Annotated in this window: 15 protein-coding genes; 3 read left to right on the top strand and 12 right to left on the bottom strand. The window is 70.9% G+C overall.

What is annotated here, in order from left to right:
• Window positions 1-9: 9 nt before the first annotated feature.
• The 10 genes from ACIPRD_RS21545 to ACIPRD_RS21500 form a co-directional block, all read right to left on the bottom strand.
• Window positions 10-1,005 (bottom strand): CU044_5270 family protein, encoded by a 996-nt coding sequence (locus ACIPRD_RS21545; protein ID WP_401565074.1) that lies wholly within the window; start codon window positions 1,003-1,005, stop codon window positions 10-12.
• A 2-nt stretch (window positions 1,006-1,007) separates the two neighbouring features.
• Window positions 1,008-1,613 carry a sigma-70 family RNA polymerase sigma factor gene (locus ACIPRD_RS21540; RefSeq protein WP_356398847.1) on the bottom strand — a complete coding sequence of 202 codons (606 nt, stop codon included), beginning with the start codon at window positions 1,611-1,613 and terminating at the stop codon, window positions 1,008-1,010.
• A gap of 163 nt (window positions 1,614-1,776) precedes the next feature.
• Entirely contained in the window at window positions 1,777-2,130 is a 354-nt protein-coding gene (locus tag ACIPRD_RS21535; protein ID WP_356398845.1) for a metal-sulfur cluster assembly factor, read from the bottom strand.
• On the bottom strand, window positions 2,127-2,591 hold the full coding sequence (sufU, locus tag ACIPRD_RS21530; protein ID WP_356398843.1) for a Fe-S cluster assembly sulfur transfer protein SufU: 465 nt from the start codon (window positions 2,589-2,591) through the stop codon (window positions 2,127-2,129). The genes ACIPRD_RS21535 and sufU overlap by 4 nt, the downstream gene beginning before the upstream one ends.
• Before the next feature lie 19 nt (window positions 2,592-2,610).
• The gene (locus tag ACIPRD_RS21525; RefSeq protein ID WP_356398841.1) at window positions 2,611-3,867 is read right to left on the bottom strand and encodes a cysteine desulfurase; all 1,257 of its coding nucleotides are present in this window, start codon (window positions 3,865-3,867) and stop codon (window positions 2,611-2,613) included.
• A complete protein-coding gene (sufC, locus tag ACIPRD_RS21520; RefSeq protein ID WP_356398840.1) occupies window positions 3,864-4,655 on the bottom strand; it encodes a Fe-S cluster assembly ATPase SufC in 792 nt (263 codons plus the stop codon). Before sufC ends, ACIPRD_RS21525 begins: the two co-directional genes overlap by 4 nt.
• 7 nt (window positions 4,656-4,662) lie before the next feature.
• Window positions 4,663-5,001 (bottom strand): non-heme iron oxygenase ferredoxin subunit, encoded by a 339-nt coding sequence (locus ACIPRD_RS21515; RefSeq protein WP_356398838.1) that lies wholly within the window; start codon window positions 4,999-5,001, stop codon window positions 4,663-4,665.
• Window positions 4,998-6,179: a Fe-S cluster assembly protein SufD gene (gene sufD, locus ACIPRD_RS21510; RefSeq protein ID WP_356398836.1), complete on the bottom strand. Its 1,182-nt coding sequence runs from the start codon at window positions 6,177-6,179 to the stop codon at window positions 4,998-5,000. Before sufD ends, ACIPRD_RS21515 begins: the two co-directional genes overlap by 4 nt.
• 57 nt (window positions 6,180-6,236) lie before the next feature.
• Window positions 6,237-7,658 carry a Fe-S cluster assembly protein SufB gene (gene sufB, locus ACIPRD_RS21505; protein WP_356398834.1) on the bottom strand — a complete coding sequence of 474 codons (1,422 nt, stop codon included), beginning with the start codon at window positions 7,656-7,658 and terminating at the stop codon, window positions 6,237-6,239.
• Window positions 7,655-8,401 (bottom strand): metalloregulator ArsR/SmtB family transcription factor, encoded by a 747-nt coding sequence (locus tag ACIPRD_RS21500; RefSeq protein ID WP_356398832.1) that lies wholly within the window; start codon window positions 8,399-8,401, stop codon window positions 7,655-7,657. The genes sufB and ACIPRD_RS21500 overlap by 4 nt, the downstream gene beginning before the upstream one ends.
• Before the next feature lie 387 nt (window positions 8,402-8,788).
• On the opposite strand from ACIPRD_RS21500, the gene ACIPRD_RS21495 reads away from it, so the two are divergent.
• The 3 genes from ACIPRD_RS21495 (at window position 8,789) to ACIPRD_RS21485 (ending at window position 11,661) form a co-directional block, all read left to right on the top strand.
• On the top strand, window positions 8,789-9,712 hold the full coding sequence (locus tag ACIPRD_RS21495; protein WP_356398830.1) for an ABC transporter ATP-binding protein: 924 nt from the start codon (window positions 8,789-8,791) through the stop codon (window positions 9,710-9,712).
• 160 nt (window positions 9,713-9,872) lie between these two features.
• Window positions 9,873-10,589 (top strand): ABC transporter permease, encoded by a 717-nt coding sequence (locus ACIPRD_RS21490; RefSeq protein ID WP_401565182.1) that lies wholly within the window; start codon window positions 9,873-9,875, stop codon window positions 10,587-10,589.
• A 58-nt stretch (window positions 10,590-10,647) separates the two neighbouring features.
• The gene (locus ACIPRD_RS21485) at window positions 10,648-11,661 is read left to right on the top strand and encodes a heme A synthase (protein WP_401565066.1); all 1,014 of its coding nucleotides are present in this window, start codon (window positions 10,648-10,650) and stop codon (window positions 11,659-11,661) included.
• A gap of 46 nt (window positions 11,662-11,707) precedes the next feature.
• Here ACIPRD_RS21485 and ACIPRD_RS21480 read toward each other — a convergent pair whose 3' ends face one another.
• Entirely contained in the window at window positions 11,708-12,814 is a 1,107-nt protein-coding gene (locus tag ACIPRD_RS21480) for an amidohydrolase family protein (RefSeq protein ID WP_356398826.1), read from the bottom strand.
• A 276-nt stretch (window positions 12,815-13,090) separates the two neighbouring features.
• The gene (locus ACIPRD_RS21475; protein WP_356398824.1) at window positions 13,091-13,405 is read right to left on the bottom strand and encodes a hypothetical protein; all 315 of its coding nucleotides are present in this window, start codon (window positions 13,403-13,405) and stop codon (window positions 13,091-13,093) included.
• Window positions 13,406-13,458 lie beyond the last annotated feature (53 nt).

Genomic DNA, 13,458 nt, shown 5'->3' with positions numbered 1-13,458 from the left:
CGGGCGGTGTCAGCCGCGGTCGCCTGCCTCCCGGACCACGGCCTTCGCGACCACCGAGATGCCCGCGATGATCCTGCCGTCCTCGACCGTCCGCGTCCCCGTGATCCGGTACGTCCGCGGGTCGATCAGCCACTCCTCCCGCATCGGCTTCCCGTTCCTGGGGTCGAGCCCCCGGGCGTAGGACAGCGCGACCACCCGGCGTCCGGTGGCCGTCCTGACCAGGTGACCGGTGAGCCGCCCGCCCGGCAGGGTCGCGAGCGCGCGGTAGAGCGAGGCCAGCCCCTTGGAGGGCATGACGTCGGCGGACAGCAGGACGGCGATCTCCGCGTAGTCGCTGCTCGTCCGGGACTCGCCCTCGCCGTCGGCGACGGCGTTCTTCTCCCGCAGGACCTTCAGCGTCCGCTCACCGCCGGCCGGCAGGGCGGCCAGCACCCGGTAGAGCTCGCGCGGCGAGCGTTCGTCGCCCGCTCCGCCGTTCTCCAGGTGCAGCGGTGTGACGGAGAGCTTTTGGGGCCTGCCCTCGGAGTCGTACTGCCGGTCGGCCGTCGCGGTGCCGTCGTACCGCAGCCAGGTCTCCTGCTCGCGGCCGCGCGGGTCCGTGCTTCCCGGCCCACTCGCCCGCACCAGTTCCTGCGCCCGCCTGGTGTAGATCCATTGCTCTGCCGTCGGTACGGCGTCGTCCGGTTCCGTGTCGACCACGTCGGCCGCGCTCCGCAGGAACGCGGCCGCGCTCATGCCCTCCAGCCGCAGCGCCGGCTGGGCCGCCGGGCGCACCTTCCGCCCCGCGCCCGCGCCCGCGCCCGCCAGCAGCGAGGCGGTGACGGCGACGGCGGCCACCGCGGCCACCACCCCGGTGATCACGAACTCCCGCTGCCGCCACAGCGTCCGGCGCCGCTCACCGGCGCGCGCCGCCTCGGCCAGCCGTGCCCGGCCCGGCGCGAGCCGCGCGCGGTCGGGCAGCGGCGTACCGGCCCGCAGCCCGCGCACCTCGGTCATCTCGTCCATCGCTACGCCACCTCCGCCGCGTCGCTCACGAATGCGGGATCGGCGCCCAGCGCCGTACGGACCTTGCGCCGCGCCCGGTTGAGCCGGGAGCGGACCGTGCCGACCGGGATGGCCAGCGCGTCGGCGACCTCCTGGTAGGTGAGTTCGGCCCAGGCGACGAGCAGCAGGACGTGCCGGTCCCCCGCGCTCAGACCCGCGAGGGCGCCGGCGAGCGGTCCGCGTGCGGCGATCCGGCTGTCGGTGTCCTCGACCCAGGACCCGCTCCAGGAGGCGGCGACCGGATCGTGGCCGGTGCGGGCCAGTGCCCTGAGCGCCCGCACCTCGGCACGGCGCTGCTTGCCGATGAGGTTGCCCGCGATGCCGTACAGCCAGGGGCGCGCGTGGGGGCGGGACAGGTCGTAGCGGGAACGGATGCGGAACGCGGTCAGGAAGGTGTCCGACGTGATGTCGTCGGCCGCCGTGTCGCCCAGGCGCCGGGCCGCGTAGCGGTGGATGTCGGGCGCGTGGCGGTCGTAGAGCAGGGCGAAGAGCTCCGGCTGCTCGATCGACTGGGCGACGATCTCCGCGTCGTCCTCCGTCCGTGTCGTGGACGGCGGTGGTCCGCTCACAAGGACTCCCCCTGGTTCGTCGGTGCGTGCGTGTCGCCTCCTGTTCCCCGGTGGGTGCGGGAGAGTTCACGGTCTCCGGGGAGAGTTCCGGGGGCGCTACCCCCACAACGACGGAACGGCCATACCGCTCAGGTATGGCCGTTCCGTCGTGCTCGGTGGGGGATCAGACGTTGAACCCGAGCGCCCGCAGCTGCTCGCGGCCGTCCTCGGTGATCTTGTCGGGGCCCCACGGCGGCATCCAGACCCAGTTGATGCGCAGTTCGTTCACGATGCCGTCGGTGGCGGACTTGGCCTGGTCCTCGATGACATCCGTCAGCGGGCAGGCCGCGGACGTGAGGGTCATGTCGAGCGTCGCGATGTTCGCTTCGTCGATGTGGATGCCGTAGATCAGGCCGAGGTTGACGACGTCGATGCCGAGCTCGGGGTCGACGACGTCGTACAGCGCCTCGCGGACCTCCTCCTCGGTGGCCGGCTTCGTCGTCAGGCCCTCGCCCGAAGTCGCAGTGTTCTCGCTCATGCCGTCTTCCTCTCGGCGCCCTCGCCCAAGGCCTGGGCGGTCGCGTCCTTCCACGCCATCCAGCTCAGGAGAGCGCACTTGACCCGGGCCGGGTACTTGGAGACACCGGCGAACGCGACCGCGTCCTCCAGGACCTCCTCCATCGCGTCGTCGGGCTCGATCCGGCCCTTGGACTGCATCAGCTCCAGGAAGGTCTCCTGGATCTTCTGCGCCTCGGCCAGCTCCTTGCCGACCAGCAGCTCGTTCAGCACGGACGCCGAGGCCTGGCTGATGGAGCAGCCCTGGCCCTCGTAGCTGACGTCCGAGATCGTCGTGCCGTCGTACTTCACGCGGAGGGTGATCTCGTCACCGCACGTCGGGTTCACATGGTGTACCTCGGCGTCGCCGTCCCTCAGACCACGCCCGTGCGGGTTCTTGTAGTGGTCCAGGATGACTTCCTGGTACATCGAATCCAGCTTCATGCGTTTCCTCGCCAGCCCCTCAGCCGAAGAAGTTCCGTACGTGCTCCAGTCCGTCGACCAGAGCGTCGATCTCGGCCGGCGTGGAGTACAGGTAGAACGACGCTCGCGTGGTCGCGGGAATTCCGTACCGCAGGCAGACCGGCCGCGCGCAGTGGTGGCCGACGCGCACGGCGATGCCCTGCTCGTCGAGGACCTGGCCCACGTCGTGCGGGTGGATGTCGCCGAGCGTGAAGGAGATCGCCGCGCCGCGGTCCTCGGCCGTGGTGGGGCCGATGATCCGGAGGTCGGGGACCTCCGCCAGCCGCTTCACCGCGTACTCGGTGAGCGCGTGCTCGTGGGCGAGGATCTTGTCCATGCCGATCGAGTTGAGGTAGTCGATCGCCGCGCCCAGGCCGACGGCCTGCGCGATCGGCGGGGTGCCCGCCTCGAACTTGTGGGGCGCGGGGGCGTAGGTCGAGGAGTGCATGGACACCGTCTCGATCATCTCGCCGCCGCCGAGGAACGGAGGCAGGTCCTCGAGCAGCTCCTGGCGGCCCCAGAGCACGCCGATGCCGGTCGGGCCGCACATCTTGTGGCCGGTGAAGGCCACGAAGTCGGCGCCGAGGGCCTGGACGTCCAGGGGCATGTGGGGAGCGGCCTGCGAGGCGTCGATGCAGACCAGCGCGCCGACCTCCTGGGCGCGGCGGACGATCGCCTCGACCGGGTTGACCGTGCCCAGGATGTTGGAGACCAGCACGAAGGAGACGATCTTCGTCTTCTCGGTGATGATCTCGTCGATGTTGGACAGGTCCAGGCGGCCGTCGTCGGTGAGGCCGAACCACTTCAGCTTCGCGCCCGTGCGCTGCGCGAGCAGCTGCCACGGCACGATGTTGGAGTGGTGCTCCATCTCCGTGATGACGATCTCGGTCTCGTGGTCGACCCGGTAGGGCTCGTCGGCCCAGCCGAGCATGTTGGCCACGAGGTTCAGCGACTCGGAGGCGTTCTTGGTGAAGATCACCTCGTCGCGGCTGGGCGCGTTGATGAACTCGGCGACCTTGTCGCGCGAGCCCTCGTACAGCGCCGTGGCCTCCTCGGCGAGCACATGCACACCGCGGTGGACGTTGGCGTTGTAGCGCTCGTAGTACTCACTGAGTGCGTCCAGCACCTGGCGCGGCTTCTGCGAGGTCGCCGCGTTGTCCAGGTACACGAGCTTCTTGCCGTCGTGGACCGTGCGGCCCAGGATGGGGAAGTCCTTGCGGATCGCCTCGGTGTCGAGGAGGCCCGGCAGCTGCGTCACGCGACTGCACCTCCAGAGGTCGCTCCGCTCACGGGGCCACCCTTCGTGTAGGCCTCGTAGCCCTCGTTCTCCAGCTTGTCGGCGAGCTCGGCGCCGCCGGACTCGACGATGCGGCCGCCGGAGAAGACGTGCACGAAGTCGGGCTTGATGTAGCGCAGGATGCGCGTGTAGTGGGTGATCAGCATGGTGCCGACCTCACCCGTCTCGCGGACGCGGTTGACGCCCTCGGAGACGATGCGCAGCGCGTCGACGTCGAGGCCGGAGTCGGTCTCGTCGAGGATCGCGATCCGCGGCTTGAGCAGCTCCAGCTGGAGGATCTCGTGCCGCTTCTTCTCACCGCCGGAGAAGCCCTCGTTGACGTTGCGCTCGGCGAAGGACGGGTCCATCTGGAGCTGCGCCATCGTCTCCTTGACCTCCTTCACCCAGGTGCGCAGCTTGGGGGCCTCGCCCCGCACGGCGGTGGCGGAGGTGCGCAGGAAGTTGGAGACGGAGACGCCGGGGACCTCGACCGGGTACTGCATGGCGAGGAACAGGCCGGCGCGGGCGCGCTCGTCGACGGACATCGCGAGGACGTCCTCGCCGTCGAGGGTGACGGTGCCCTGGGTGATCGTGTACTTCGGGTGACCCGCGAGCGAGTAGGCGAGGGTCGACTTGCCGGAGCCGTTGGGGCCCATGATGGCGTGCGTCTCGCCCTGCTTCACGGTGAGGTCGACGCCCTTGAGGATCTCCTTCGTGGCGTTGTCGGCCTCGACGGTGACGTGCAGGTCTCGGATTTCAAGCGTTGCCATGGGTGCCTCAGGACTCCTGGGTGAGGGAGACGAGCACGTCGTCCCCTTCGATCTTTACGGGGTATACGGGGACGGGGCGCGTCGCGGGAAGGTTCGCCGGCTTGCCGGTGCGCAGGTCGAAGCAGGAGCCGTGCAGCCAGCACTCGATCTGGCCGTCCTCCACCTCGCCCTCGGACAGCGAGACGTTCGCGTGCGAGCAGATGTCGTAGATCGCGAACACCTCGCCCTCGGTCTTCACCAGCGAGACCGGCGTGCCGTCGAGTTCCACCCGCTTCGGGGTGTCCTCCTCCAGCTCGCTCAGTCCGCACGCCCGAACGTAGCGGGCTTGGTCGAAGGTGCTGGTCATGCGACCGACGCCTCCAGCTCCTCCTCGATCTTGGCGAGCAGGCGCTCCTCGATGTCGGCGACACCGATCTGCTGGACCAGCTCGGCGAAGAAGCCGCGGACCACCAGACGGCGGGCCTCGTGCTCCGGGATGCCGCGGGCCATCAGGTAGAAGAGCTGCTCGTCGTCGAAGCGGCCGGTGGCGGAGGCGTGGCCGGCGCCGACGATCTCGCCGGTCTCGATCTCCAGGTTCGGCACCGAGTCGACCCGCGCGCCGTCCGTGAGGACCAGGTTGCGGTTCATCTCGTAGGTGTCGGTGCCCTCGGCCGAGGCCTCGATGAGCACGTCGCCGATCCAGACCGCGTGCGCGGCGTCGCCCTGGAGGGCGCCCTTGTAGACGACGTTCGACTTGCAGTGCGGGGTGTTGTGGGTGACCAGCAGGCGGTGCTCCTGGTGCTGGCCGGCGTCCGTGAAGTACAGGCCGAACAGCTCGGCCTCGCCGCCGGTGCCGGCGTACTCGACGCGCGGGTGCAGGCGGACGACGTCGCCGCCGAAGGTGACGACGACGGACTTGAAGGAGGCGTCGCGGCCGATCAGCGCGTTGTGCTGGGCCACGTGCACGGCCTTGTCGTCCCAGTCCTGGACGGAGACGACGGTCAGCTTGGCGCCGTCGCCGAGGACGTAGTCGACGTTGGCGGCGAGCACCGCGTCACCGGTGTGGTCGATGACCACGACCGCCTCGGCGAAGGCGCCCAGCTCGATCACCTGGTGGCCGAAGGCGGTGCCGCCCTCGCCGTGCACCGCGATGCGGATCGGCTCGGTGAGCACGGTGTCCTTGGGCACGGTCACCACGCCGGCCTGCTCGAAGGCGGAGTACGCCTGGGCGGCGACGCGGTCCACCGGGGTGGCGCGGCCGAGGCGCGCGTCGTCGCGGCCGACGGTCTCGACGACGACGCCCTCGGGGGCCTCGACGGCGACCTTGACGGCCTCGCCGGTGGCGACGGCGGTGCCGTCGTGCAGTCCGCGCAGGCGCTCCAGCGGGGTGAACCGCCATTCCTCCTCGCGGCCGTGCGGGACGGGGAAGTCCGCGACGTCGAAGGACGGGGGCGCGCTCATGCGGGAGACGACGGTCGACTCCGCGGCGACCGCGATCGAGCCGGCGGTCGTGGAACCGACCGGGATGTTCTGAGCCTCAGCCATGGCTGTCGTAATGCTCGCTTTCTTGCGTAAGGGCTTGGACGGGGGCAGCGGCGGCGGTCAGCCGACCGAGCCCTCCATCTGCAGCTCGATCAGCCGGTTGAGCTCCAGCGCGTACTCCATCGGCAGTTCCTTGGCGATCGGCTCGACGAAGCCGCGCACGATCATGGCCATGGCCTCGAACTCGGACAGACCGCGGCTCATCAGGTAGAAGAGCTGGTCCTCGGAGACCTTGGAGACGGTCGCCTCGTGGCCCATGGAGACGTCGTCCTCGCGGACGTCGACGTAGGGGTAGGTGTCCGAGCGGGAGATCGTGTCGACGAGCAGCGCGTCGCACAGCACGTTGGACTTCGATCCGGCGGCGCCCTCGCCGATCTCGATCAGACCGCGGTAGGAGGTGCGGCCACCGCCGCGCGCGACCGACTTGGAGACGATGTTGGACGACGTGTTCGGCGCCATGTGCACCATCTTGGCGCCGGCGTCCTGGTGCTGGCCCTCGCCCGCGAAGGCGATGGAGAGGGTCTCGCCCTTGGCGTGCTCGCCCATCAGGTAGACGGCCGGGTACTTCATCGTCACCTTGGAGCCGATGTTGCCGTCGATCCACTCCATGGTCGCGCCCTCGTACGCCACGGCGCGCTTGGTGACCAGGTTGTAGACGTTGTTCGACCAGTTCTGGATGGTCGTGTAACGGCAGCGGGCGTTCTTCTTGACGATGATCTCGACGACCGCGGAGTGCAGCGAGTCCGACTTGTAGATCGGGGCGGTGCAGCCCTCGACGTAGTGCACGTAGGCACCCTCGTCGACGATGATCAGGGTCCGCTCGAACTGGCCCATGTTCTCCGTGTTGATACGGAAGTAGGCCTGGAGCGGGATCTCCACGTGGACGCCCGGCGGGACGTAGATGAAGGAGCCGCCCGACCACACGGCGGTGTTCAGCGAGGCGAACTTGTTGTCACCGGCGGGGATGACGGTGCCGAAGTACTCCTTGAAGAGCTCCGGGTGCTCCTTGAGGGCGGTGTCGGTGTCCAGGAAGATGACACCCTGCTCCTCCAGGTCCTCGCGGATCTGGTGGTAGACGACCTCGGACTCGTACTGGGCGGCGACACCGGCGACGAGGCGCTGCTTCTCGGCCTCCGGGATGCCCAGCTTGTCGTAGGTGTTCTTGATGTCCTCGGGCAGGTCCTCCCAGGACTCCGCCTGCTTCTCCGTGGACCGCACGAAGTACTTGATGTTGTCGAAGTCGATGCCCGAGAGGTCGGAGCCCCAGTTCGGCATGGGCTTCTTCGCGAAGAGCTTGAGGCCCTTGAGGCGCAGCTTCGTCATCCACTCCGGCTCGGACTTCTTCGCCGAGATGTCGAGAACGACGTCCTCGTTCAGGCCGCGCTTGGCAGCGGCACCGGCTACGTCGGAGTCGGCCCAGCCGTATTCGTACTTGCCCAGACCCTCGAGTTCGGGGTGGGCAGTCTCCGTGGGGAGCGTCATGCGGGGTTCCTCCCGGCCGTGCTTGAAGATGCGTGGCTCTGATCGGTCTTCGAATTCTTCGGAATGAACGTCGTGCAGACGCCGTCGCCGTGGGCGATGGTCGCCAGCCGCTGGACGTGGGTCCCGAGCAGTTCGGCGAAGATCTCCGTCTCCGCCTCGCACAGCTGCGGGAACTGTTCGGCGACGTGGGCGACCGGGCAGTGGTGCTGGCAGAGCTGTTCGCCGACCGGTGCGCTGCGCGCCGTAGCAGCGTACCCGTCCGCGCTCAAGGCCTTGGCCAGCGCTTCGGTGCGTTCCTCGGGGCCTACGTCCTCGATCGCCTTGCGGTACTCGCCGGCCTGGGCGCCGATCCGGGCGCGGGCGAAGGCGGCGACCGCCTCGGGGCCGCCCCCGTTCTCCGCGATCCAGCGCAGGGCCTCCACGGCGAGCTTGTCGTAGGACTGGTCGAAGGCGTCACGGCCGCAGTCGGTCAGCGCGAACACCTTGGCGGGGCGGCCCCGCGCACGCGTGCCGTAGACGCGCTGCTCACGGGCCTGGACGACGTCGTCGGCGACGAGTGCGTCCAGATGGCGGCGCACGGCGGCCTGGGTGAGGCCCAGCCGGCCGGCCAGTTCGGCGACGGTCGACGGCCCGTGGTCCAGGATGGACCGCGCGACCCGGTTGCGCGTCGAGCGCTCTCCGGTCGCGAGCTCTTCCTGAGGGGACCCCATCGGGGCTTCCCGAGCCTCGCCGACGTTTTTCACAACGCCATTGTTGCGTAATTCCTCAGGCCCTGACAAGCCGCGCATGGATCATCGAGTGGTGCCTTTCATCACTTAGGCACACCTAACCTGACCTGCGGAAACGATCTTCCGGGCGCCCGCTCCGGGACCTCGCGGCAGGCGGTCCCACAGCCGGCGCCGGACCCGCCACGACGCCGTTCACCAGGCGATTCACCGGCGTCCGGGGCTCCGGCTCGTACATTCCTCCGCGAGTTCCCCCGGCCGGGTCAACGGCGGAGCGGTCGCGGTCGTACGGGAGCCCGCCCCACGCCGCGCTCCGGCCCCCGCGTGCCCGCGCGCCTCCCCGTGCGGAGGACTTCCCGCACCCCCGCGCCGGAGCGCCCCGGCGTCTCCCTAGACTCTTGAGCCATGCGAAGTGAGCCCGTGGTCCAGGTCCAGGCCCTGGTGAAGCGGTACGGCACGAAGACCGCGGTGAACGGCCTCGACCTGGTGGCCAAGGCCGGTGTGACCGCCGTGCTCGGCCCCAACGGGGCGGGGAAGACGACCACGGTCGAGACCTGCGAGGGGTACCGGAAGCCGGATTCCGGCACGGTGCGCGTCCTGGGCCTCGACCCGGTGCGCGACTCCGCGGAGCTGCGTCCGCGGATCGGCGTGATGCTCCAGTCCGGAGGCGTGTACTCCGGTGCCCGCGCGGACGAGATGCTGCGCCATGTCGCCCGGCTGCACGCGCATCCGCTGGACGTGGACGCGCTCATCGAGCGCCTCGGGCTCGGCTCCTGCGGCCGCACCGGCTACCGGCGGCTGTCCGGCGGCCAGCAGCAGCGCCTCGCGCTCGCCATGGCCGTGGTCGGACGCCCCGAGCTGGTGTTCCTGGACGAGCCCACCGCGGGCCTCGACCCGCAGGCCCGCCGGGCCACCTGGGACCTGGTGCGGGACCTGCGCGCCGACGGCGTCTCGGTGATCCTCACCACCCACCACATGGACGAGGCCGAACAGCTCGCCGACGACGTGGCGATCATCGACGGCGGCCGGGTCATCGCCCAGGGCTCCCCCGAGGCGCTGTGCAAGGGCGGCGCCGAGAACACCCTGCGTTTCACCGGCCGCCCCGGCCTCGACGTGGGCTCGCTGCTCAAGGCGCTGCCCGCCGACAGCGCGGCCGCCGAGCTGACCCCCGGCTCCTACCGGGTCGTCGGCGAGATAGACCCGCAGCTGCTGGCCACCGTGACCTCCTGGTGCGCCCAGCACGGGGTGATGCCCGACCGGATCTCGGTGGAGCGGCACACTCTTGAGGACGTCTTTCTGGAGCTGACAGGCAAGGAGCTGCGGTCATGATGGGGATCCACACCGAGATCGGCCGGGGGTCCGGGGGTCGTCCCCCGGGACGGCACAGCCTGGAGCTGACAGGCAAGGAGCTGCGCTCGTGACCGCCACGACGGACACCACCGCCACGGGTATCTACGCACCGCGGCCGGGCGCCGCCCCGCTGCCCCGGATGATCGCGGCGCAGGCGGCGCTGGAGACGCGGATGCTGCTGCGCAACGGCGAGCAGCTGCTGCTGACCGTCGTGATCCCGACGCTGCTGCTCGTGCTGTTCAGCTCGGTCGACATCGTCGACACCGGCGCCGGCAGGGCCGTCGACTTCCTCGCGCCCGGCGTCCTGGCCCTCGCCGTGATGTCCACGGCGTTCACCGGGCAGGCCATCGCGACCGGCTTCGAGCGCCGTTACGGCGTGCTGAAGCGGCTCGCCTCCTCGCCGCTGCCGCGCTGGGGCCTGATGGCCGCGAAGACGGCGTCCGTGCTGGTCACCGAGGTCCTCCAGGTGATCCTGCTGACGGTGATCGCCCTCGTGCTGGGCTGGCACCCGCACGGCAACCCCGCCGCGGTGCTGCTCCTGCTGCTGGCCGGCACCGCCGCTTTCTCCGGGCTCGGCCTGCTGATGGCCGGCACGCTGAAGGCGGAGGCCACGCTGGCCGCCGCCAACCTGGTCTTCCTGCTGCTGCTCGTGGGCGGCGGGGTGATCGTGCCGCTGGAGAAGTTCGGCGCGGCCGGCTCGCAGGTGCTCGGCCTGCTGCCCATCTCCGCGCTCTCCGACGGGCTGCGCGAGGTGCTCCGCGACGGAGCCGGGATGCCCTGGGCCGACCTGGGGGTTCTCACCGCGTGGGCGGTCGTGGCACTGGCCGCGGCCGGGAAGTTCTTCCGCTGGGAGTAGACCCGCGCGGGTGACAGGCAGGACCCCTCGTGAAAGCGTGCACAATCCGCCGCCTACGATGGTGCGCGTGCCAAAGCTGACCCCCGCCGACGCCGCAGCGGCCCTGCGCAACCCGCTCGCCTTCATCGCCGAACGCTGGACCCCGGCCCCCCGGACGGTCCAGCGGGCGGCCCTCGCCGCACTCGTCATGTCGGTGGTGATCGTGGTCACCGGCGGCGCCGTACGGCTGACCGGTTCGGGCCTCGGCTGCCCGACGTGGCCCACCTGCACGGACGACTCGCTGACCACCACGGCCGCGATGGGCGTCCACGGCGCCATCGAGTTCGGCAACCGGATGCTGACGTACGTGCTGTGCGCGGCCGTCGGCTGGGCCATCGTCGCCGCGCGCTCCGAGAAGCCGTGGCGGCGCGGTCTGACCCGGCTCGGCTGGGCGCAGTTCTGGGTGGTCATGGGCAACGCCGTGCTCGGCGGCATCGTCGTGCTGGTCGGCCTGAACCCGTACACCGTCGCCGCGCACTTCCTGCTGTCGACGGCGCTGATCGCCGTGGCCGCGGTGATGTGGCAGCGCACCCGGGAGGGCGACGAGGCCCCGCGTCCGCTGGTCGGCAAGGCCGTGGCGCAGCTGGTGTGGTTCCTGGTGGGCGCCTCGCTGCTGCTCATCGTGGCCGGCACGGTGGTGACCGGCGCGGGTCCGCACGCCGGTGACACCCGCGAGGTCCACCGGATCCCCATCGACTGGGAGACGGTGGCCAAGCTCCACGCGGTGCTGGCCTGGATCGTGGTGACGCTGACCTTCGCGCTGTGGTTCGTGCTGAAGGCGGTCGACGCCCCGAAGGCTCCGCTCGCCCGCACCCGTGAGCTGTTCCTGATCCTGCTCGCGCAGGGTGTCGTGGGCTACGTCCAGTACTTCACCCACCTCCCCGAGGCGCTGGTGGCCGCGCACATGCTCGGCTCCTGCGTGATCTGGATCTGGGTGCTGCGGGTGCTGCTGTCGCTGCGTGAGCGCCCCGCCGCCGAGCGGACGATCCCCGCTCCCGCCGTCGGCGAGCATCTCGAACCCGCCGCCGGCTGACGGCACCCCGCCCCTTCCCGGAGCGGCCTCCCTCTGCCGGGGCCGCTCAGTCCAGCCCGTAGACGCGGCGGGCGTTGTCCGCCGCGATCATGCGGGCCACCCGGCGTGCGTCCCCCAGGCACCACGCGCCGTCGGCGACCCAGGTTCCCAGCACCCGGTTCAGGGCCTCGCGGAACTGATGGGCGCCGACCACGTGCAGTTCGGGCAGGCCGTGGGCGCCGCTGGAGAAGAGGATCTTGCCGAAGGGGGCCAGTTCCAGGGTCTCGGCGAGGACGGTGGCCGCGCGGGCGCCGGTGCGTGCCAGGGCGGCGCCCGAGTCGGCGTACACGTGCGGGAACACACCGGCCAGATGGGCCGCGTGGCGGTGGTACGGGTAGCCGTACAGCAGGACCAGGTCGGTGCCGAGGCCGGCCGTGGCCCGCACGAAGTCGGTCAGGAGCACCGGGTCGGTGCGGTCGATGCGGGATCCCGGTTCGCCGAGGCCGGCGTGGAGTTGCAGGGGCAGCCCGGAGGCGACCGCGATCCACAGCAGATGGCGCAGCAGCACCGGGTCGGTCAGCGCGCCGCCGACCCGCCGCCCGGCCAGCCAGCGCCCGGCGGCGCCCCTCACCTCGCCCGGCCCCGGCGGTTCGGGCGCGAGCGCCAGACCGTTCCTGACCCCGGCGACCGAGGTGAAGGCGACCGCCTCCCCGGCCGCGCCGTGCACCGATTCGGCGAGGTTGGCGAGGAAGGACTCGACGGTTCCCGAGGTGTCGGCGACCTGTTCGGCGAGGAGTTCGAGCCGGACGATCTCCCGGGCCGCCGCGTCCCCCGCGGACCCCAGCTCGGCGGGATCGGTGAGGTCGCCGGGCAGTCCGGTGTCGACCAGATAGGTCGTGATGCCGGTGCCGCGCAGCAGTCTGCGGCCCGCTTCCAGGACGCCCAGTTCGCGGCGCCGGGCCAGATAGCGGGCGGGCGGCGCGTGCGGTTCCAGGCCCAGCAGGGGCGGACACCAGCGGCGTACGGCGAAGCCGGTCTGGGTGTCGAAGAGGGTGGTGCCCGGCGCCGGCGGGCCCTCGGTGCGCGCCAGCCACGTCTCGAAGGTGCCGAGGCCCAGTTCCGTACGCAGGACGCCATGGCAGTACTGGTCCACGAGGGACGGCGTTTCGATCATCCCGGGCTCCCCGGCGTGGACGCTGCGCTGCTACCCGTCCTAACGGGTGACACCCGGTTCAGGTGGCGGCAGCGGGCCCAAAGCGCGCCGGACTGTCCTGAACACGCGGCTCCGGGGCGGCCGGGAGCGGACCCTTCCGGCGGAATCGGACGCTCTGAAGCGTGAAGGGGGCGCGAGGAGACCGGGCGGGGCGCGGGCGTGCGCGAGGGCACGCGACTCCGGGAGGGCGCCCGGGGAGCAGCTCCCCCGGCGCCCTCCCCGGGGACCCGGATGCGATCAGATCTGGATGCCGGCCATCCGCTTCCACTCGTAAGGCCCCGTCTTCACGCGCGCCGCGAACTCGCCGTCGAAGGACTCGTGGACCGTGACACCGGCCTTCTCCAGGGCCTGCTCGGCGATCGCGACGCTGGGGGCCACGAGGTTGCCCCACTCGCCGTCCTCGCCGACCAGCGCGATCCGGGCGCCGCGCTCGCCGATGTGGGCCACGTTGCCGCCGGCCCCGCCGTGCGCCTTCGCGAAGGCGCTGATCTGGTGGGCGAGCCGCTTCACCGCGCGCTCGGCCTTCGCGTCAACCTGCTGCGTTTCTGCCATGGCCAGGATGCTACCGACGAGTAGATCGAACGGCGACGGGAGGGGTGCATGGC

The sequence above is a fragment of the Streptomyces sp. NPDC090108 genome (assembly GCF_044747185.1).
Taxonomy (GTDB): Bacteria; Actinomycetota; Actinomycetes; order Streptomycetales; family Streptomycetaceae; genus Streptomyces.
The sequence above is the reverse complement of the archived record's forward strand: the minus strand, read 5'-3'. Positions and strand labels throughout refer to the sequence as shown.